Genomic DNA, 19,453 nt, shown 5'->3' with positions numbered 1-19,453 from the left:
GCGGGAGCCTCAGCCGGTGCCTCGACGGCCGGTGCCTCCGCAGCGGCAGCCGTACGGCGACGGCGGGTGCGCGGCGCGGGGGCCTCGGCGGCGGGAGCCTCAGCTGCGGGGGTCTCGACGGCCGGTGCCTCGGCGGTGGGGGTCCCGGCGAGGGTCTCCACCGTCTCCACGGCCTCGGCGGCCTTGCCGGTGCGGCGGCGGCGCCGGCGCGGCGCGGTCTCCTCGGTCACGGCGGTCACGGCGTCGGCCGGAGCCTCGGCCACGGGCGCCGCAGCGGCGGTTCCGACCGTCTCGACGACCTGCACGGCGTCGGCGGCACCGCCACGGGTGCGGCGCCGCGAGCGCTCGCGGCGCGGACGCGCCTCCTCGGCCGGGGCCTCGGCAGCGGCGGGACGACGGCTGTCGCCGCGACCGCCCCCGTCCCGGCCGCCGCGCCCGGTGGCACCGCGGTCGGCGGACTTGCGGCCGCCGCCCGGCTCGCCCAGGTCCTCGATCGCCTCGGCGCCCAGACCCGCGCGGGTGCGGTCGGCCCGGGGCAGCACGCCCTTGGTGCCGGGGGCGATGTGCAGCAGCTCGTACAGGTGCGGCGAGGTCGAGTAGGTCTCCTCCGGCTCGCCCAGGCCCAGGCTCAGCGCCTTGTTGATCAGCGCCCAGCGGGGCATGTCGTCCCAGTCGACCAGGGTCACCGCGGTGCCGGAGGCGCCGGCGCGGCCGGTGCGGCCGATGCGGTGCAGGTAGGTCTTCTCGTCCTCGGGGCACTGGTAGTTCATGACGTGGGTGACGCCCTCGACGTCGATGCCGCGGGCGGCCACGTCGGTGCAGACCAGGACGTCGACCTTGCCGTTGCGGAAGGCGCGCAGCGCCTGCTCGCGCGCTCCCTGGCCCAGGTCGCCGTGGACCGCGCCGGCCGCGAAGCCGCGCTGGGTCAGCTGGTCCGCGACGTCGGCCGCGGTCCGCTTGGTCCGGCAGAAGATCATCGCCAGGCCGCGGCCCTCGGCCTGCAGGATCCGGGAGACCAGCTCCACCTTGTCCAGCGAGTGGGCCCGGAAGATGTGCTGCTCGACCGAGGCCACGGTGGCGCCGGTGTCGTCGGGGGCGGCGGCCCGGATGTGGGTGGGCTGGCTCATGTAGCGGCGGGCGAGGCTGATGACCTGGCCCGGCATGGTGGCCGAGAACAGCATGGTCTGCCGCTTGGCCGGGAGCATGGTCATGATCTTCTCGACGTCGGGCAGGAAGCCCAGGTCGAGCATCTCGTCCGCCTCGTCGAGCACCAGGCAGCGCACGGCGGAGAGGTCCAGCTTGCGCTGGCGGGCCAGGTCGAGCAGCCGGCCCGGGGTGCCGACGACCACGTCGACGCCCTTCTGCAGCGCCTCGACCTGCGGCTCGTAGGCCCGGCCGCCGTAGATGGCGAGGACCCGGACGTTGCGGACCTTGCCGGCCGTCTGCAGGTCGTTGGTGACCTGGGTGCACAGCTCGCGGGTGGGCACCACGACCAGGGCCTGCGGCGAGCTGGGCAGCTCGGCGGCGGTGGTGCGCCCGGCGTCGACGTCGGCGAGGACGCGCACCCGGTCGATGATGGGAAGGCCGAAGCCCAGGGTCTTACCGGTACCTGTCTTGGCCTGCCCGATGACGTCGTGGCCGCTGAGGGCGACCGGGAGGGTCATCTCCTGGATCGGGAAAGCTTCAATGATGCCGACGGCCTCGAGGGCCTCTGCTGTCTCGGGCAGGAGCCCGAGCTCTCGGAACGTAGTCAGGACGATGCCTCTTCCGGTGTGTGCGGCCGATGCGGGGGGCGGCCGGGCGCCTGTACGACTCGTACGGGCGCGCGGACCGCAACCGGCGTCCTCGCGGCCGGGCCGCGCGCCGGCTCCGTGGTTCGTACGGACACTCGGGTCGCGTACGCACGGGCGGCACTGCGGGTCGGCCATGGTGGGAGGCCCGGCGCGGGACCGCGTAGGTGCGGTCTGCGGCGGCCCTCGCTCAGCCACTGCGGGCCCTTCGTGGTCCGTCACCGGAATCGGAAGGGCGGGTCGGTCGGAGCCGATCGTTCCACCGACCGGGCATCCGTATACGTGAGGACCGGGGCGCGAGCCTTGCGGCGCATACGCCAGTCCTCACTACCACCATACCGTCAAGCGAAAGATCGAACATGTGACGCGGGCGACAAAGCCCTCTCCCGGCGCGGAATCCCTGCTCGCGGGAGCACTAGGGTTCCCGATATGGAGACTCCTCAGGAAGCAGCAGCGACAGGCGGAGCCGGTACCGGCGAGTCGTACCCCTCGATCGGGGACTGGAACAGCTGCGCGGCGGACCCGGAGTACCGGGCCGCGGTGCTCGACCTGCTCGGCGCGCTGGCGTACGGCGAGCTCAGTGCCTTCGAGCGGCTCGCCGAGGACGCCAAGCTGGCCCCGACGCTGGAGGACAAGGCGGCGCTGGCCGGGATGGCGGCCGCCGAGTTCCACCACTACCGGCAGCTGCACGACCGGTTGGTCGAGGTCGGCGCCGACCCCGGCGCGGCGATGCAGCCGTTCGCCGAGCCGCTGGACTCCTTCCACCGCATGACCGCCCCGGCGGACTGGCCGGAGAGCCTGGTCAAGGCCTATGTCGGCGACTCCATCGCGGCCGACTTCTACCGCGAGGTCGCGGTGCGGCTCGACGACGACACCCGCGAGCTGGTGCTGCGGGTGATGGCCGACACCGGGCACGCGGAGTTCGCGGTGGGGAAGGTGCGCGGCGCCATCGAGGCCGACCCGAAGATCGGCGGGCGGCTGGCGCTGTGGGGCCGGCGGCTGATGGGCGAGGCGCTGAGCCAGGCCCAGCGGGTCGTCGCGGAGCGGGACGCGCTGTCCAACCTGCTGATCGGCGGGGTGGAGGTGCGCGGCTTCGACCTGGTGGAGGTCGGCAAGATGTTCAACCGGATCACCGAGGCGCACACCCGGCGGATGGCGGCGCTGGGTCTGGCCTCCTGAGCCGGCGCCCGGGCCGGAGCCGGCGGTTCGGGGGTTCAGACGTGGTGCGGTTCCCGGGTGACCGCTGCGGATGATCGCTGCTCGGGACCGTGCTCCTCGGGATGCCGCTGCTCCCGGTGGCGCTGTTCCGGGCGCCGTCGCTCGGGGTGGGCCAGCAGCGAGACCAGCAGGCAGGCCCCGATGGCCGAGAGCGTGACGGTCACCGCGACGTGGCCGCCGCCGACGACCGCGCGGGCCAGCACTCCGATCAGCAGCGCCGAGCAGAGTCCGGTCAGCAGGGTGACTGCTCGGTGCACCTGGAAGTAGTGCGGCAGCAGTAGCGCCGCGCCGCCCCCGACAGCCAGTCCGACCAGGGCGAAAGCGAGCAGTTCCAGCAGCATCGGCGCCTCCTCGCAGCTCGTGCGGTACCAGGTCCGGCCCGGGTGGCGGACAGGACACCCAGGACGTACCCAGGGAGCGTTCGGCGCATGCGGAATGCGGGGATCTGCACACGAGCCTGGCCGGAATCACTCGGCAGGGCGGCCGTGCGGTGCGCCGCGGTCCAAGATCGGGTAATGCGGCCGGGGCGGCTGCGCGGCAGGGGTGCACGGGGCCCGACGCAGCGGTGCCCCGCCCCCGCCGGGGCGGGAACGGGGCACCAGGGGCTGCGGCCTCAGATCGCGCCGAAGCCGACCTTGCGCGCGGCCTGCTCGCCGATCTCCACATAGGCGAGCCGCTCGGCGGGGACCAGGACCTTGCGGCCGTGCTCGTCCGTGAGCTTCAGCAGCTTGGAGCTGCCGTCGAGCGCCGCGGCGACCGCGGTCTCGACTTCATCAGCAGACTGCGAGCTCTCGAGAACGATCTCCCGAGCCGCGTTCTGCACGCCGATCTTGACCTCCACGGCTACGTCCCTCCGGCCCCTCAAGGCGCATGTTGGTTCTTGTGACGCTGGTTCTTCCGGCTCTGTCACTGCCGTGCGGAAACTGCCCGCACGCCGCCAACCTTAGACCGAGCGGGGGGCATTCAGTGCGTGACGCCATCGCCGCCGTGCATGGGGAAGCCCTTGAGGCCGCGCCAGGACAGGCTGGAGACCAGGCGGACCGCCTCGTCCTTGGGGATCGTGCCGCCCTGGGCCAGCCAGAAGCGGGCGGTGATCTGGCACAGGCCGCAGACGCCGACGGCCAGCAGCATGGCCTCCTCCTCGGGGAGGTCGGTGTCCTCCGCGATCACCTTGCTGACCAGGGTGGCCGTCGCCCGGGTGACCGCCTCGACCCGCTCGCGCACGGCGGCCTCGTTGGTCAGGTCCGACTCGAAGACCAGCCGGAAGGCGCCGGACTCGGCGGCGACGTAGGCGAAGTAGGCCTCGGTGGTGGCCTGCACCCTGAGCTTGTTGTCCGTGGTGGCCTCCAAGGCCCCGCGGATCGCCTCGACCAGGGCCTCGCAGTGCTTGTCCAGCAGTGCGAGGTAGAGCTCCAGCTTCCCGGGGAAGTGCTGGTAGAGCACCGGCTTGCTGACCCCGGCGCGCTCGGCGATGTCGTCCATCGCGGCAGCGTGGTAGCCCTGCGCGACGAACACCTCCTCGGCGGCGCCGAGCAGTTGGTTCCGTCGGGCGCTTCGCGGCAGGCGGCCGGTGCTGGTCTTGCCTGTGCGCGGGCGCTCGTCCGTGTCCTGACTGGCCGTCACGGCGCTCCTCACTCACGGTTGTGGGGCTCCGGGTGCGCGGCGTGGGCCGTGCGCGGCCGAGGCCGTGCGGGTGGTGGTTCCAGGCGGCCATCCTACTTGTCGGTAATCCTTTGCGCCGCAGGTCGCCGAAAGAAACTCTTGGCCGACTCTTGTGAGGAGTCAACAATGCGGTCGGGTTCAGACCGGTACCCAGTGGTGTATACCCGGCAAATCACTCGCGGTACTCGTCCTCGTCGATGCGGACCACCCGCTGCTGTTCGGCGACATCGGCCTCCGGGGCCTCCAGGTCGAGGTCCTCCTCCTCCAGCGAGCCGTTCCCGGCCGCCTCGGGGTCGTCGTCGCCCAGGTCGGTCCCGTCCAGGTCGGGGTCGACGGGCTCGGGGTTCACGGGCTCGGTCATGCTGGCTCCCGGTGCGATAGGTGCGGCTGTCTCGAGCCTAGGAGCGCCTGCCCCGGACCGCGCCCCGGCACACCGGCGGGACGGCCACTGCAGACCTGGCCGGCGCCGGCTCGTAGCATCGACGCATGAGTGGACTGCGCGAGATGTCAGAGTCCGTGGTGCCCGAGGCGGCGATCCCCGACGTGGCCGAAGGGGAGGTGGCCGGCGGGGGCCTGCGGGCGCTGGAGCCGGTGTCCGTTCCCGGGTGCGCGCTGAGCGTGGAGGCGGTCGCGCCGGAGCGTGACGGGCTGCCGCCCGCCGTCTTCGTGCACGGGCTGGGCGGATCGACGCAGAACTGGTCGCTGCTGATGGACCGGCTGGCCGGCGATGTCGACGGCCACGCCGTGGACCTGCCGGGCTTCGGCCAGTCCCCGCCGCCGGACGACGCCGACCTGTCGGTCTCGGCCCACATGCGGGCGGTGGTGGACTACCTGGAGCTGTCCGGACGCGGTCCGGTCCACCTGTTCGGCAACTCGCTGGGCGGCGCGGTGGCGACCAGGCTGGCCGCGCTCCGCCCCGACCTGGTGCGCTCGCTGACGCTGATCTCCCCGGCCCTGCCCGAGCTGCCCCCGCAACCCACCGCGCTGCCGACCGGGCTGCTGGCCATGCCGGGCGTCCCCGCGGTCTTCGGCAAGCTCACCAAGGGCCAGCCGGTGGAGCAGCAGACCGAGGCGCTGCTGGACCTCTGCTACGGCGACCCGGGGCTGATCGACGCCGAGCGGCGCCGGCAGATGGTCGCCGAGTACCAGCGCAGGATGGCGCTGCCGTACTCGATGGACGTGCTGGCCAGGACCGCCCGGGGGATCGTCAGGGCCTACACCGAGCGCGGTCCGCAGGCGCTCTGGCGGCAGGCGGAGCAGGTGACGGCGCCGGTGCTGCTGGTGTACGGGCTGCGGGACAAGCTGGTCTCCTACCGGATGGCCAGGAGGGCCGGGCTGGCCTTCCGGGACTCCCGGCTGCTGGTCCTGCCCGAGGCGGGGCACGTGGCGATGATGGAGTACCCGGACCTGGTCGCGGGGCAGTTCCGGGAGCTGCTGGCGGAGACCGCGGGGGCCGCAGGGGCCTCGGCGGCCCCGGCCGCTCCGGCGACTGCGGCTACTGCGTCGGCTGCGGCGGCCCGGGGGTAGTCGGCCTCGTCGGCGGTCCGGCTGGGCGGTCCGCCTCAGTGGTCCGGCTCAGCCGTAGACCGCGCGGCAGCTGTCGTCCTGGCTGCTGCCCGGGGCCCAGCCGCCGTACTGCTCGCCCAGGGCGCAGAGCCCGGGGGAGCCGGCAGACGGCCGCCCCGGGGTCGGGTGGGCCTTGCGGGGTGCCGCGCTACGCGGCGCGGGAGCGGATCCGGCGGGGCGGTCGGGCCCGCGGCCCGCCGGCGCCGGGCTCGGGGCCGGTACCGAGGCCCTCGGCGGATCGGCGACGGCGAGGACCCGGCGCGGCACGCCCGGGGTGGGCCCGGGCGCGGGCGGTGCGGCCGGGGGTCCGGCCAGCGGCGCGGCCGGCGGCGGTGCTCCGGGCGGGTTCGGGGCGGCGGGGTGGCGGTCGGGGGAGCACGCGGTGGCGAGCGCGCCGGTGCACGCCAGGGCCAGCAGGACGGCCGACAGCCGTCCGAGCGGGGCGCCGGGCGTACCCCGGGGGAATGTGCCGATCACGTCCGGCGCAACGACCGAGGGCGGCAGCGGGTTACCGGGACGGCCGGGACAGGTGGGGCGACGTGCGACAACGCCGCAGCCCGCCAGGGGTTTCGGGGGTTCACTCCTTCGGGTGGTAGGCGGCCGGATGGTCGAGTGGCTGTCAGTGGCCGGTCGTAGTTTCATCCCGTCGGGCCGAACAGACGTCGGGGGGCGGGGTCACTGACCACCGCTGCCCACGGGCCTCTCCATCACCGTCCCTGCCGCGGAGGTCTCCATGCGCATCGCCCTGCTCACCGAGAGTGCGTCCGTCGGCACCGGGAGTGCCGAGGGCGGCTGGTGCGACCGGCTGACCCGGGAGCTCGCCGAGCACGAGTTCGAGCTGTACGCCCTGGGGTCGGTGCGGGCCGGGTCGGTGCACGCCGGGACCGAGCCGCTGCCGGGGCGGCTGTCCGGGCTGCGCCGTGCGGATCCGCGCCCGGCCGTGCTGCACGGCCGGGCCAGGCGGCGGGCGCTGGCCGCCTACCGGGAGCTGCTGCGCTCGCTGGTCGAACCGGCGGCCGCGGAGGGGTTCGGCCCCGCGCTGTACGCCCTGGCCGAGGCCGGCCGCGGTGGCGGACTGGCGGCGTTACTCCGCTCCGGGGCGGCGCTGCGGATCATCGAGACGGCCTGGAAGGCGCCGGGTGCGGTCGCCGTCAGCGGCTCGGGATCGGCGGGCGAGCCGCTGGTGCGGGACGCCCTGGTGGCGGCCGACCTGCTGGCCAACTGCCTGCGGGCGCTGTCGGCGCCCTGGTACGACGAGCGGCGTCCCGAGGGGCTGGGCGCGGCTGACCTCTGCCACGCCCTCGGCGGCGGTCTGGCCGTACTGCCCGGGCTGCTGGCCAAGCACTTCTACGGAATACCCCTGATCATCACCGAGCACAGCCTGCACCTGCGCGAACGCGCCCGGGGCTACCGTGACGCGCCCTACCGGCGACCGGTCAGGGCGCTGATGCTCACCTTCTTCCGCCTGCTGGCCCGCGAGGCCTACCGGCAGGCCGGGCTGATCACGCCCGGGAGCAGCTTCGACCAGCGCTGGCAGGTCCACTGCGGCGCCGACCCGGCGACGGTCCGGGTGGTCTACGAGGGCACTCCCGGCGCCGACCTGCCCGCCGCCGGTGCCGAACCGGAGGTGCAGACCCTGGTCTGGATCGGCCCGGCCGAGCCGTACGGGGGCCTGGAGACCGTGCTGCGGGCCTTCGCGCGGCTGAGGGCGGAGCACGAGGGCGTGCGGCTGCTGGTGCACAGCGCTCCGGCGGGCGGGTCGCGCGCGGCCGAGGCCGGTGCCCGGCACTGCCGCGAGCTGGCCGCGGAGCTGTTCCCGAAGCAGCCGGAGGCGGTCAGCTTCCAGGGCGGTGGCGGGTCCCGGGGCGGTGCCGGGCGGCTGCGCGACGCCCATGGGAAGGGCACCGTGATCGTCTTCTCCGGTACCGAGGGCCCGCGCCCGATGCTGGTCGCCGAGGCCATGCTCAGCGGGCGGCCGGTGGTGGCCACGGACGTCGGCGCGGCCCGGGAGCTGGTCGGTCCCACCGGGCTGCTGGTGCCGGCCGAGGACCCGGAGGCGCTGGCCGCGGCCTGCTCGGCGCTGCTGCGGGACCCGGAGCGCCGCGCCCGGCTCGGCAATGCCGGACGGCTGCGGGCCCAGGAGCTCTACGCGGTGGAGCCGGCCGCGGTGGCCTTCCGCGACCTGTACCTGGAGCTGGCCTCCCGGCTGCCGAACGCGGAGACCCCCTTCGGCGCGCCGGCGGCGCGGCGGCCCTTCGGCCGCACCGCGGAGGTCCGGGTGGCGGCCGAGAGCCCGGTGCCGGCCTCGGCCCTGGTCCCGCCCGCGGATCCGGAGGCCGTCACCGGGCGGCCGCGCCGGGCCGGCGCGATGCTGGCCGAGCTGCGGCGCAGGGCGGTGCGTCCGGGGCCCGAGGCCCCGGAGCAGCGACGGGCGCCGTCGCCCGAGCCGGTCCCGGTCGGCGCGGGGATCGGTGCCGGGCTCGGCGCTGACTTCGCCGAGGGTTCCGGTGTCGGCACCGGTGCGGAACTCGTCGGGGCGCTGTCCGGGGCCGAGGAGGCGGGGGCCGGATGAGCGGGCGATCCGGCGCGGTGCTGTCCGCGGACCGTGCCACCGCCGATCCGGTCCACGATCTGCTGGTCCGTCATCTGGCGCTGTGCGAGACGGCGGTGCACCCGCTGGAGATCGCCGCCGAGCTGGAGGCGGCCGGCATGGGACCGGGGACGGCGGGCCGTTACCGGCACGCCGATGTCTTCTCGCTGGCCGAGGAGCTCTACGCGCGGGTGCCGCGGCGGCCCGAGGCGCACCGGGCACCGCCGCCGGAGAGCCCCTGGCGGCGGCGGGCCGGGCTGGCGCTGCTCGTCGCCGTGCTCTACCTGCTGCCCTGCACCGGGCTGTGGCTGGCGCGACGGACCGGTGGGGCCGGCCGCGGCATCGGGGTGGACCTGACCGTGGTGGTCCTGCTCGCTCTGGTGGCGGCCGGGACCGCGGGCGGCGGCCGCCTGCTCGCAGGCCGCCGTCAGGGCGCGCCGTCCGGCGCCGAGCGCTCCTTCGGCGCCCGCTTCGGCTATGCCGTCGGCATGGCCCTGGTACTCGGCCTGTGCGTCACCGGTGGGACCGACCCGGCCCTGGCCACCGCCCTGGCCTGCGGGCTGGGGGCGGCCGACTGGTGCGCGCGCTGGTTCCGGCACATCGGCTGGGGCCATCTCGGCGCGGCCCGGTCCCGGGCCGGTTTCCGCGAGCGGATGCGTCCGGTGCTGCCGGTCGCGCTGGGGCTGTTCCTGACCGGGCTGTCCGCGCTGACCTTCGCCGCACTGACCCTGCACCGGTCCCGGGGCGGCGACGGCGCTCTGGCGGCCGGCGTGCTGACCCCCGCGGTCCACGGGGCCGACGGCACCGCCTGGGCGGCCCAGGAGTGCGTCGGCACCGTCCTGCTGCTGGTGGTGCTGCTGTGGCGGTGCGGAAGGACCGCGGACGCGCTGGCCGGCCTGCTCTGCGGGCTCTCCGGGCTGGGCGTGGCCGCAGCCGCCGTGCACGCCGTGCTGCCCGGCGGCGCCGGGTTCGGCGGCAGCGGAGCGGCGGCCGGGTTCGACACCGCCCTGCTGTGGGGCTTCGGTACGACCGCCGCGCTGCTGCTGCCCTACGCCTGGGTGGTGCTGCTGCGCCCGGAGTCGCACCGGGACGCCGTCCGGCCGGGGACGGACGAAGGCGCGGACGACTGAGGGCGCCGTCGACTGCGGGCGCGGTCGGCTGAGGGCGCGTCAGGCGCCGGTCACCACCACCCCACCACCCATCAACCTGCACACCGCGGGCCCCTGTGGGCCCGCTCAAGGAAGGACCGCACCATGAGGGTGCTGCTGTTGGGCGCCGATGGATTCATCGGCCGCCGTGTCGCCGACCGTCTCTTCGCCGACCCCGAGTTGCAGGTGACCGTGCTGGGCCGGCGGGACACCGCGGACATCCGCTTCGACCTCGCCGCGGGCAGCCCCGGTGCGCTGGCCCGGTTCCTGGACGCGGTGATGCCCCGGGTGGTGGTGAACTGCGCGGGCGTCACCTACGGCACCCCGCGCGACCTGGTGAAGGCCAACACCCAGGCCGTCGCCACCGTCTGCGAGGCGATCCGGCGCAGCCACGACCCGGCCAGGCTGGTCCATGTCGGCTCGGCCGCCGAGTACGGCCCGGTGCCGATCGGCACCTCCACCGCGGAGAGCGCCGAACCGCGCCCGATCGGCCCCTACGGGGTCACCAAGCTGGCCGGCACCGAACTCGCGCTGTCCTCGGGCCTGGACGCGGTGGTGCTGCGGATCTTCGACGCGGTGGGCCCCGGGGTCCCGGCCGGCTCGCTGTTCGGACGGCTCTCCGAGGGCCTGCGCCGGGCCCTGGAGCGCGGCGAGCCGCAGGTGCGCTCGGCCGACCTGTCCGCCTTCCGGGACTTCGTCGACGTGCGCGACGTGGCCAGGTCGGTGCAGGCTGCCGCGGTGTCGGCGGCCACCGGTGTGATCAACATCGGCGGCGGCAGCGGGGTGCGGATGCGTGACGCCGCGCATCTGCTGGTGCGCGCGTCCGGCTTCGAGGGACGGCTGATGGAGGAGACCCGCAGCCCCATCCCCGGCGCGGACGGCACGGACCGCCCCGGTGAGGTGCTGTGGCGGCAGGCCGACATCCGCACGGCGCGGGAGCGGTTGGGCTGGCGGCCCCGGGTGCCGCTGGAGGAGTCGCTGGCGGACATCTGGATGGAGACGGCCTGCAGGGTCTAGGGAACTCGCCGGGGGGATTTTCGGCTGCGGGTCGTGCATGGTTTGTCGCGCAGTTCCCCGCGCCCCTGACCAATTGCAACTGAGCCAGTTGCAGACCCACAGGGGCGCGGGGAACTGCGCCACCAGCCATGCAGACGCCGCAGCCCGGAGGGAGATCCGTCTCACCAGGCGTCTCGTACCTCGGACCGGGGGCCGTGGAATAGCCACCGACGTGGCACTGTTGGCGGAGAAAACCCGTAATGACGACTAACGGAGTCCCCCGTGTCGCTGCCACCCCTGGTCGAGCCGGCCGCTGAGCTCACCGTGGACGAGGTCCGCAGGTACTCCCGCCACCTGATCATCCCGGACGTCGGGATGGACGGGCAGAAGCGGTTGAAGAACGCCAAGGTGCTGTGTGTCGGCGCCGGCGGCCTGGGCTCTCCCGCGTTGATGTACCTCGCCGCGGCGGGTGTCGGCACCCTCGGCATCGTCGAGTTCGACACCGTCGACGAGTCCAACCTCCAGCGCCAGATCATCCACGGCCAGTCCGACATCGGCCGCTCCAAGGCCGAGTCCGCCCGTGACTCGGTCAAGGAGATCAACCCCTACGTCAACGTCATCCTGCACGAGACCCGCCTCGACGTGGACAACGTCAAGGAGATCTTCGCGCAGTACGAACTGATCGTCGACGGCACCGACAACTTCGCCACCCGCTACCTGGTGAACGACGCCGCCGTGCTGCTCGGCAAGCCCTACGTCTGGGGCTCGATCTACCGCTTCGACGGTCAGGCCAGCGTGTTCTGGGCCGAGCACGGCCCCTGCTACCGCTGCCTCTACCCGGAGGCCCCGCCGCCCGGCATGGTGCCCTCCTGCGCCGAGGGCGGCGTGCTCGGCGTGCTGTGCGCGTCGATCGGCTCGATCCAGGTCACCGAGGCCATCAAGCTGCTGGCCGGCGTCGGCGAGCCGCTGGTCGGCCGACTGATGATCTACGACGCCCTGGAGATGCAGTACCGCCAGGTCAAGGTCCGCAAGGACCCCGACTGCGCGCTCTGCGGCGAGAGCCCCACCGTCACCGACCTGATCGACTACGACGCCTTCTGCGGCGTCGTCAGCGACGAGGCGCAGGCGGCGGCCATCGGTTCCACCATCACGCCCAAGCAGCTCAAGCAGTGGCAGGACGACAAGGAGGACATCTTCCTGGTCGACGTGCGTGAGCCCGGCGAGTACGAGATCGTCAACATCCCGGGTGCCACCCTCATCCCCAAGGGCGACTTCCTGATGGGCGACGCTCTGGAGCGGATGCCGCAGGACAAGAAGATCGTGCTGCACTGCAAGACCGGTGTCCGCTCGGCCGAGGTGCTGGCCGTGCTGCACTCCGCAGGCTTCGCCGACGCGGTCCACGTGGGCGGCGGCGTGATCGGCTGGGTCAACCAGATCGAGCCCGAGAAGCCGGTCTACTAGCCACTAGCCGCCGGCGGACCAGCAGCCAACGGCGGTCGAGGAAGCCCTGTGACGTCCCGTCACAGGGCTTCCTTGCGTTGCAGGTAGCTGAAGGCGATCCAGCCCGGCAGCACCGGCAGCCAGAAGGTCAGCAGTCGGAACAGCAGCACGGCCGGCGTCGCCACGGTCAGCGGCAGCCCGGCGCCGGTGAGCCCACCGATCAGCAGTGTCTCGATCGCGCCGATCCCGCCCGGGGTGGGCACGGCCGAGCCCGCCGCGTTGCCGGCCAGGTAGACGACGGCGATGGTGGCGAAGGGCAGCGACTCGCCGAAGGCCCGGATGCTGGTGTCCAGGCAGGCCACGAAGGCCAGCGAGACCAGCACGATGCCGCCGAAGCCGGTGGCGATCTTGGTGGGGGAGCGCAGCAGGTCCAGCATCCGCGGGATCACGCCGATGAACAGGGTCCGCAGCCGGGTCACCGTCCAGCGCCGGACCGGCGGGACGGCCGCGCCCACCAGCACCAGCACCGCCGCCACCAGCAGCCCGGCGATCACGGTGCGCGAGGAGGGGATGTCCGAGCCCTTGCCGCTGCCCGTCCCGGCCACGAAGCCGAAGCCCAGCAGCAGCAGGATGTGCATCCCCAGACCGACCAGCTGGGAGGCGCCGACGCTGGCCACGGCCTGGCCCGGGCGCACCCCGGCCCGTTGCAGGAAGCGGGCGTTCAGGGCGACTCCGCCGACCGCGGCCGGGGCCACCAGTTTCACGAAGCTGCCGGCCACCTGGGCCCACAGGGTCCGCCAGAACGGCAGCTGCTCGGGCACGAAGCCGGCCAGGCTGAGCGCCGCTCCGACGTAGCTGAGCGCGGAGGCCGCCAGCGCGGCCAGCGCCCAGGCCCACTTGGCGTGGCTGAACGCGCTGGCCGGGTTGGCGGCGGCGAGCTGGCCCAGCAGCAGGTAGGCCGCGAAGGCGCCGGCGACCAGGGTGATCAGGGTCTTCGGCTTGAGCCGCTGCAGCCTGGCCGGCTCCACCGGGGCCTGCGGGGCGACCTCCAGGATCTGCTCGCGGATCTGCGACAGGAAGTCCTGCGGATCGGGGTTGGCGGTCAGCGCGTCCTCGACCTTGACCCCGGCCTTCATCTGCTCCGCGCGGGCCGCGGCCACCGCGGCCTTGTGCTCGCTGTTGTGGTGCTTCAGCGCCAGCCGGGTGGAGCGGTGCAGCCCGACCGGCTGCAGCAGCGGCATGGCGCTCGCGGTCCGCCCCGAGCCCAGCACCTTGTTGGCGGAGGCCACCGCGCGCTCGGGCCCGACCCGCAGTGCCAGCGTGGTGAGCAGCTGGGCCAGGTCCATCCGCAGCGTCAGGTCGCCGGAGGCGATGTCGCCGCCGGCCAGGTTGATCAGGCAGACGCCGCTGCTGGGCGAGGCCGCCGACGGCGGGGTGACCAGCAGCGACTCGCTGGTCAGCCGGCGGTGCGCGATCCGGCGGTCGTGCAGCGCCTTGACCGAGGTCCAGGCGTCGGCGAGGACCTCGTCGGTGAGCTCGGAGTCGTCGGCGAGGTCGAAGGAGCGGCCCTCGACCCGCTCGTAGACCAGGATCACCGCGTCCGGGCCGAGCTCGGAGGTGGCGATCAGCCTGGGGGAGTGCGCCCCGGCCGCGTTGGCCGCGTAGGCGATCAGGGCCTCCTGCTCCAGGGCCTGGCGCAGCGACTGGGGGCTGGAGCGGACGGTGACGGTGCGCAGCTGCAGCCGCCGCCAGAGCCGGTAGAAGAAGCCGGAGGCCTGCTGCTCGCGGTCGATGACATGGACGTCCAGCGGCAGCGCGTGGTCCTGGATGACCAGGTAGCGGCGGGTGCCCTCGGGGCCGTCGGTGGAGCGGTGGGCGCTGAGCGGGGCGAAGCCGACCTTGCGCAGCCCCAGCAGCAGGGTCTCGCCGGTGGGGCGGACGTTCGGGGTGCCGACGGCGTAGAGGGTGCCGTAGGCCACGGTCAGGCCCAGCAGGATGGTTACTGCAATGGACAGCGGGGTGGTGTGTCCGCTGATCAGTTCGGACAGCCCGTCCAGCAGCACCACGGCCCAGAGCGCGACCCGCCAGCGCGGACGGCTGGCCATGCCCACGGCCGTCATGTAGGCGATGACGGGGGTGAGGTAGCCGTGCACCGGGTCGGTGAGCGTGGTGGTGTTGGGGATCTGCTGGGTCAGCGCGGCGGTGATGGACTCCGGCGCTGCCTTGACCACCCACAGGTCCACCGCCAGCGAGATGCCGTGCGCCAGCACCGCCGCCAGCACGCCGTCGGCGACCCGCAGGCCGTCCCGTTTGATCAGCCGTTCCACCGCGAAGGCCAGCGGGACGATCAGCACTGCGGCGGTGGAGATGACGCCGGTGATGGTGGTGAGGAAGCTGGGGACCTTGGTGACGCCCGCCGAGATGTCGCTCTGCAGCCCGGTGGTGGTCGAGGTGGCGATGCTGGCCAGCACCAGGACGGCGGCGACGCCGAGGATGCCCAGCAGGAAGCGGATCAGGTCGGAGGGGCGGTGCACCCGGGCGGCCAGCAGCGGCTCGTCCACGGCGACGTGCGAGCTGGCACGGGTCTCGGCCGGCAGTGTCGAGCGGTGCTGCAGGCCGGGGACCTTGACCAGGTCGACGACGGGGGCTTCGACGGGGGCCTCGACGGGCGGGGCGGGCGGCCTGGAGGCCGGCTCGGCGGCGCGTTCGCCGCCGCTGATCGGCTCGGAACCGGGTCCGGAGGCGGCCGAGGGTGACGGACCGGAGGCGTCGGGCATGGTGCCGGAGGCGTCCGCTGCCTGGTCGGCGCTCGCGCTCGATCCGGTCATCTGAATGTCTGTGCCTTCTGGTCGCCTGTCACCGACCCCTCAAGGGTGGCATGGGTGGAGGATGCGTGTCGGTGTCAGGTACCCCGGTTCGGGTCCCTGGCGGATGCTACATTCCTCCGCCCGGGTGGGCGAGGAGGTTCCCGGACGGCTCCACCCGTACGTGTCGGACCTCTCAGTGTGATGGGACACAATGCGACAGGTGAGTGAGGACCATGAGTCGCATGTGGAGCCGGCCGAGCTGCCGCCCTTCGCGGAGCGGGTGCTGGAGCTGACCGAGCGCATCCCGACGGGTCGGGTGATGACCTACGGTGACGTCGCCGAGTACCTGGAAGAAGGCGGACCGCGCCAGGTGGGGCGGGTGATGGCGCTGTACGGCGGTGCCGTGCCCTGGTGGCGGGTGGTGCGGGCGGACGGGGCGCTGCTGCCCGGACACGAACTGCGGGCGCTGGAGCAGTACCGGGTGGAGGGCACGCCGTTGCGCAGCGTGCGCGGACGCGGCCCGGCCCGGGGCTCGGCGGCGGCCGAGGACCTGCCCAGGGTGGACCTCGCCCGGGCCCGCTGGGACGGGCGGTAGGGCCGTTAGCACAGGGGTCCGACAATTTCGGAGCGGCGGGTCGAGGTTCCCGTGAACCCGGGACAGCAGCGTGAGTGACGGTGGAGGATCGTAGGCTCGCGGTAGCGGACGACGTCTGGGACGCCTGACCGGACGAGCCACTCCGACCAGCCACGCCCCCGGCTTCCGCTGCCCTCCCGCATGTACTGCCCCTGGACCGCCCGATGAGCTCCCTGCCCGACCCCCCGGTGCGCGGGGGCGCGTACCGCCTGGTGCGCGACCCGCTCGCCACGCCCGAGCCCCCCGTGCTCGACGCCTACCAACAGGCCGTCGTGGACCACCGGGGCGGGCCGCTGCTGGTCCTGGCCGGCCCGGGCACCGGTAAGACCACCACCCTGGTGGAGGCGGTGACCCGGCGGGTCGCCGAGGGCGTTCCGGCGGAGCAGATCCTGGTCCTCACCTTCAGCCGCAAGGCCGCGGTCGAGCTGCGCGACCGGATGACCGCGCGGGCGGGTGCGGCGGGCACGGCGGGCACAGCGGGTTCCGGGGCCGCGGTGTCCGTCCCGCAGGCCACCACCTTCCACTCGTTCTGCTACGCCCTGGTCCGGGCCCACCAGGACGCCGACCTCTTCGCCGACCCGATCCGGCTGCTCTCCGGTCCCGAGCAGGACGTGATGGTGCGCGACCTGCTGGCCGGCGGCGCCGAGGACGCCCGCGAGGGCCTGGGCATCCGCTGGCCGGACGAGCTCCGCGCCTGTCTGACCACCAGGGGCTTCGCCGACGAGGTCCGCGCCGTGCTGGCCCGCGCCCGTGAGCTGGGGCTGGGCGAGGACGCGCTGCGCCGCTTCGCCGCCGAGGTGGGCCGGCCCGACTGGCAGGCCGCCGCCGACTTCCTGGCGCAGTACCTGGACGTCCTCGACAACTACGGCGTCCTGGACTACGCCGAGCTGGTGCACCGCGCGGTGCTGCTGGCCGAGCGCCCCGAGATCCGCGAGCAGCTGCGCCGCCAGTACCGGGTGGTCTACGTGGACGAGTACCAGGACACCGACCCGGCCCAGGTCCGGCTGCTGCACGCGCTGGCCGGCGACGGCCGGGAGCTGGTCGCGGTCGGCGACCCGGACCAGTCGATCTACGCCTTCCGGGGCGCCGACATCAACGGCATCCTCGACTTCCCCCAGGACTTCCCGCAGGCGGACGGCAGCCCGGCGGCGATCAAGGTGCTCCGGGTGTCCCGCCGCTCCGGCGAGGTGCTGCTGGCGGCGAGCCGCACCCTCACCGAGCGGATGCCGATGGGTCGGCTCCCGGCGCAGGCGCTGGAGCAGCACCGCAGGCTGATCCCCAGCCGTCCCGGCGGCCGGGTCGAGGTCTACACCTACCCGACCCCGGGCTCCGAGATCGACAACATCGCCGACCTGCTCCGCCGCGCCCATCTGGAACAGGGCGTGCCCTGGAGCGACATGGCCGTGCTGGTCCGGGCCGGCGGCCGCTCCATCCCCGGCTTCCGGCGGGCGCTGAGCTCCGCCGGGGTGCCGCTGGAGATCGACGGGGACGACCTGCCGCTGCACCTGGAGCCGGCCGTGGCCCCGCTGCTCACCGCACTGCGGGTGTGCGCGGTCGGCGCGGTCAGGGACCGGCGCCGCACCGGCGCTGCGGACCGGGACGGCCCCGAGGACCCCGAGGGGCCCTACGCCGCCGACCCGCTCACCACCGAGGTCGCGCACACCCTGCTCACCGGCCCGCTGGGCGGCCTGGACGGCTCCGACCTGCGCCGCCTGGGTCGGGCGCTGCGCGAGGAGGAGCGCGCCCAGCTCCGCCGGGAGGCCGCCCTGGAGGCGGACCAGCCGCGGGCGGTCCGTCCCGCCGAGGTGCTGGTCCGGGAGGCGCTGGCCGAGCCCGAGCGGCTGGTCACGCACGACCGCTCCTTCGCCGGCCGGGCGCTGCACCTGGGCCAGCTGCTGCGCAAGGTACGGGAGATGATCTCCGGCGGGGCCTCCGCCGAGGAGGCGCTGTGGGCGCTGTGGGAGGGCTCCGAGCGCTGGCGGCGTCGGTTGGAGACGGCCGCGCTGCGCCCCGGCACGGCGGGCCGCAACGCCGACCGCGACCTGGACGCGCTCTGCGCCCTGTTCGAGACCGCGGCCCGGGCCGAGGAGCGGGTGAAGGGTCCGCGCGGCGCGCTCAACTTCCTGGCCGAACTGGAGCAGCAGGACATCGCCGCCGACACCCTGTCCGGCCGCACGGTTCGGCCGGACGCGGTGCGGCTGCTCACCGCGCACCGCGCCAAGGGCCTGGAGTGGGGACTGGTCGTGGTCGCCGGGGTGCAGGAGGGGCTCTGGCCCGACCTGCGGCGCCGCGGTTCGCTGCTGGAGGCGGACCGGATCGGCCGCAGCGGCATCGCCGAGCCGCTGACCCCCGGTGCGCTGCTGGCCGAGGAGCGCCGGCTGTTCTACGTCGCCGCCACCCGGGCCAGGGAGCGGCTGGTGGTCACCGCGGTGAAGGCCCCGGCCGAGGACGGTGACGAACCGTCACGCTTCCTGCGCGAGCTCTACCGGGAGCGTCCGGACGGCAGCCGGGTCCCGGCCGTGCGGGTCGAGGACGTGACCCACCGTCCGCGCCGCCCGCTCGCGGTCGCGGCCCTGGTCGCCGAGTTGCGGGCGACCACCGTGGACCCGGCCGCCGACCCCGCCCTGCGCGAGGCGGCGGCGCAGCGGCTGGTGCGGCTGGCGGCGCTCACCGACGAGGACGGCTACCCGCTGGTCCCCTCGGCCCATCCGCAGCGCTGGTGGGGGATGGCCGACCCGACCGTGAACACCGTGCCGGTCCGCGATCCCGCGCAGCCGCTGCGGCTGTCGGGCAGTGCGCTGGACCAGGTGAACTCCTGCGGGCTGCAGTGGTTCCTCGGCCGTGAGGTGCACGCCGAGCAGGCGTCCAGCGGGGCCCAGGGCTTCGGCAACGTGGTGCACGTGCTGGCCGAGGAGGTGGGCTCCGGGCGCACCCCGGCCGATCTGGGCGTGCTGATGGAGCGTCTGGACACGGTCTGGGACGCGCTGGCCTTCGACGCGCCGTGGAAGTCGGAGCAGGAGAAGGGCGAGGCCCGGGCCGCCCTGGAGCGCTTCCTGACCTGGCACGCCGCGGAGCGCGGACGGGTCCCGGTGGCCACCGAGCACCCCTTCGAGGTCGAGCTGAAGGTCGGCGACCATGTGATCAGGATCCGCGGCAGCATGGACCGGGTCGAACGCGACACCGAGACCGGCGCGGCCTTCGTGGTGGACTTCAAGACCGGCAAGCACGTGGTCAGCGGACCCGAACTGCTGACCCACCCCCAGCTCGGGGTCTACCAGCTGGCCGTCGCCGAGGGCGCGGTGGACGACGTCGAGGCGTTCGAGGGGGAACGCCCGGAGCCGGGCGGCGCCGAACTGGTGCAGCTGCGGCAGCCGGCCGGCCGGGGCAAGGAGGACCGGCCCAAGGTCCAGGCCCAGGCGTCACTGGCCGGTGACCCCGGCTGGGTCGAGGACCTGCTCGCCGAGGCCGCCGACCGGATCGTCAATGAGCGGTTCACCCCGACCGTCGGGCCCGGCTGCGCCACCTGTTCCTTCCGCCGCAGCTGCTCCGGGCATCCGGAGGGACGGCAGGTGGTGGAGTGAGGGCGCCTCGCGAGCGGGTGG

General features: G+C 74.2%; 15 protein-coding genes. 8 read left to right on the top strand and 7 right to left on the bottom strand.

Annotated elements, in window-relative coordinates; genetic code table 11:
• Positions 1–1,664: DEAD/DEAH box helicase (locus ABUW04_RS24130; protein ID WP_380566550.1), on the bottom strand; the 1,664-nt coding region annotated here is incomplete at its 3' end.
• Between the two features lie 555 nt (positions 1,665–2,219).
• Between ABUW04_RS24130 and ABUW04_RS24125 the strand changes: the two genes are divergently transcribed.
• Positions 2,220–2,969 (top strand): ferritin-like fold-containing protein, encoded by a 750-nt coding sequence (locus ABUW04_RS24125; protein ID WP_380566549.1) that lies wholly within the window; start codon positions 2,220–2,222, stop codon positions 2,967–2,969.
• A gap of 35 nt (positions 2,970–3,004) precedes the next feature.
• On the opposite strand, the gene ABUW04_RS24120 is transcribed toward ABUW04_RS24125, so the two are convergent.
• The 4 genes from ABUW04_RS24120 to ABUW04_RS24105 form a co-directional block, all read right to left on the bottom strand.
• The gene (locus tag ABUW04_RS24120) at positions 3,005–3,349 is read right to left on the bottom strand and encodes a hypothetical protein (protein WP_051725638.1); all 345 of its coding nucleotides are present in this window, start codon (positions 3,347–3,349) and stop codon (positions 3,005–3,007) included.
• 272 nt (positions 3,350–3,621) lie between these two features.
• Positions 3,622–3,849 carry a DUF3107 domain-containing protein gene (locus ABUW04_RS24115; protein WP_030257634.1) on the bottom strand — a complete coding sequence of 76 codons (228 nt, stop codon included), beginning with the start codon at positions 3,847–3,849 and terminating at the stop codon, positions 3,622–3,624.
• 122 nt (positions 3,850–3,971) lie between these two features.
• Positions 3,972–4,631 (bottom strand): TetR/AcrR family transcriptional regulator, encoded by a 660-nt coding sequence (locus tag ABUW04_RS24110; RefSeq protein WP_380566548.1) that lies wholly within the window; start codon positions 4,629–4,631, stop codon positions 3,972–3,974.
• Between the two features lie 211 nt (positions 4,632–4,842).
• On the bottom strand, positions 4,843–5,031 hold the full coding sequence (locus ABUW04_RS24105) for a hypothetical protein (protein WP_030257629.1): 189 nt from the start codon (positions 5,029–5,031) through the stop codon (positions 4,843–4,845).
• 125 nt (positions 5,032–5,156) lie between these two features.
• Between ABUW04_RS24105 and ABUW04_RS24100 the strand changes: the two genes are divergently transcribed.
• Positions 5,157–6,197 carry an alpha/beta fold hydrolase gene (locus tag ABUW04_RS24100; protein WP_380566547.1) on the top strand — a complete coding sequence of 347 codons (1,041 nt, stop codon included), beginning with the start codon at positions 5,157–5,159 and terminating at the stop codon, positions 6,195–6,197.
• Between the two features lie 48 nt (positions 6,198–6,245).
• Here ABUW04_RS24100 and ABUW04_RS24095 read toward each other — a convergent pair whose 3' ends face one another.
• Entirely contained in the window at positions 6,246–6,713 is a 468-nt protein-coding gene (locus ABUW04_RS24095; RefSeq protein WP_380566546.1) for a hypothetical protein, read from the bottom strand.
• Between the two features lie 256 nt (positions 6,714–6,969).
• Here ABUW04_RS24095 and ABUW04_RS24090 point away from each other — a divergent pair, with 256 nt between their 5' ends.
• From ABUW04_RS24090 to moeZ, 4 genes are all read left to right on the top strand, one after another.
• Positions 6,970–8,808 carry a DUF3492 domain-containing protein gene (locus tag ABUW04_RS24090; protein ID WP_380566545.1) on the top strand — a complete coding sequence of 613 codons (1,839 nt, stop codon included), beginning with the start codon at positions 6,970–6,972 and terminating at the stop codon, positions 8,806–8,808.
• A complete protein-coding gene (locus ABUW04_RS24085) occupies positions 8,805–9,956 on the top strand; it encodes a hypothetical protein (RefSeq protein WP_380566544.1) in 1,152 nt (383 codons plus the stop codon). Before ABUW04_RS24090 ends, ABUW04_RS24085 begins: the two co-directional genes overlap by 4 nt.
• Positions 9,957–10,079: 123 nt before the next feature.
• Complete coding sequence (locus tag ABUW04_RS24080) at positions 10,080–10,991, top strand: NAD-dependent epimerase/dehydratase family protein (RefSeq protein ID WP_030257616.1); 912 nt, start codon at positions 10,080–10,082, stop codon at positions 10,989–10,991.
• Between the two features lie 261 nt (positions 10,992–11,252).
• Positions 11,253–12,431 (top strand): adenylyltransferase/sulfurtransferase MoeZ, encoded by a 1,179-nt coding sequence (gene moeZ / locus ABUW04_RS24075; RefSeq protein WP_380566543.1) that lies wholly within the window; start codon positions 11,253–11,255, stop codon positions 12,429–12,431.
• 59 nt (positions 12,432–12,490) lie between these two features.
• Here moeZ and ABUW04_RS24070 read toward each other — a convergent pair whose 3' ends face one another.
• Positions 12,491–15,238 carry a flippase-like domain-containing protein gene (locus ABUW04_RS24070; RefSeq protein ID WP_380566542.1) on the bottom strand — a complete coding sequence of 916 codons (2,748 nt, stop codon included), beginning with the start codon at positions 15,236–15,238 and terminating at the stop codon, positions 12,491–12,493.
• 199 nt (positions 15,239–15,437) lie between these two features.
• On the opposite strand from ABUW04_RS24070, the gene ABUW04_RS24065 reads away from it, so the two are divergent.
• On the top strand, positions 15,438–15,812 hold the full coding sequence (locus ABUW04_RS24065; RefSeq protein WP_380566541.1) for an MGMT family protein: 375 nt from the start codon (positions 15,438–15,440) through the stop codon (positions 15,810–15,812).
• 203 nt (positions 15,813–16,015) lie between these two features.
• On the top strand, positions 16,016–19,432 hold the full coding sequence (locus ABUW04_RS24060) for an ATP-dependent helicase (protein WP_380566540.1): 3,417 nt from the start codon (positions 16,016–16,018) through the stop codon (positions 19,430–19,432).
• The last annotated feature ends 21 nt before the right edge of the window (positions 19,433–19,453 follow it).

The sequence above is a fragment of the Streptacidiphilus jeojiensis genome, assembly GCF_042510965.1.
GTDB classification, from domain to species: Bacteria; Actinomycetota; Actinomycetes; order Streptomycetales; family Streptomycetaceae; genus Streptacidiphilus; species Streptacidiphilus jeojiensis.
The sequence above is the reverse complement of the archived record's forward strand: the minus strand, read 5'-3'. Positions and strand labels throughout refer to the sequence as shown.

Excerpts from the sequence above, each read along its gene's own strand:
- ABUW04_RS24120 (WP_051725638.1), bottom strand. The coding sequence starts at position 3,349 with ATGCTGCTGGAACTGCTCGCTTTCGCCCTGGTCGGACTGGCTGTCGGG.
- ABUW04_RS24060 (WP_380566540.1), top strand. The coding sequence starts at position 16,016 with ATGAGCTCCCTGCCCGACCCCCCGGTGCGCGGGGGCGCGTACCGCCTG.
- ABUW04_RS24080 (WP_030257616.1), top strand. The coding sequence starts at position 10,080 with ATGAGGGTGCTGCTGTTGGGCGCCGATGGATTCATCGGCCGCCGTGTC.
- ABUW04_RS24090 (WP_380566545.1), top strand. The coding sequence starts at position 6,970 with ATGCGCATCGCCCTGCTCACCGAGAGTGCGTCCGTCGGCACCGGGAGT.
- ABUW04_RS24085 (WP_380566544.1), top strand. The coding sequence starts at position 8,805 with ATGAGCGGGCGATCCGGCGCGGTGCTGTCCGCGGACCGTGCCACCGCC.
- ABUW04_RS24125 (WP_380566549.1), top strand. The coding sequence starts at position 2,220 with ATGGAGACTCCTCAGGAAGCAGCAGCGACAGGCGGAGCCGGTACCGGC.
- ABUW04_RS24070 (WP_380566542.1), bottom strand. The coding sequence starts at position 15,238 with ATGACCGGATCGAGCGCGAGCGCCGACCAGGCAGCGGACGCCTCCGGC.
- ABUW04_RS24105 (WP_030257629.1), bottom strand. The coding sequence starts at position 5,031 with ATGACCGAGCCCGTGAACCCCGAGCCCGTCGACCCCGACCTGGACGGG.
- ABUW04_RS24100 (WP_380566547.1), top strand. The coding sequence starts at position 5,157 with ATGAGTGGACTGCGCGAGATGTCAGAGTCCGTGGTGCCCGAGGCGGCG.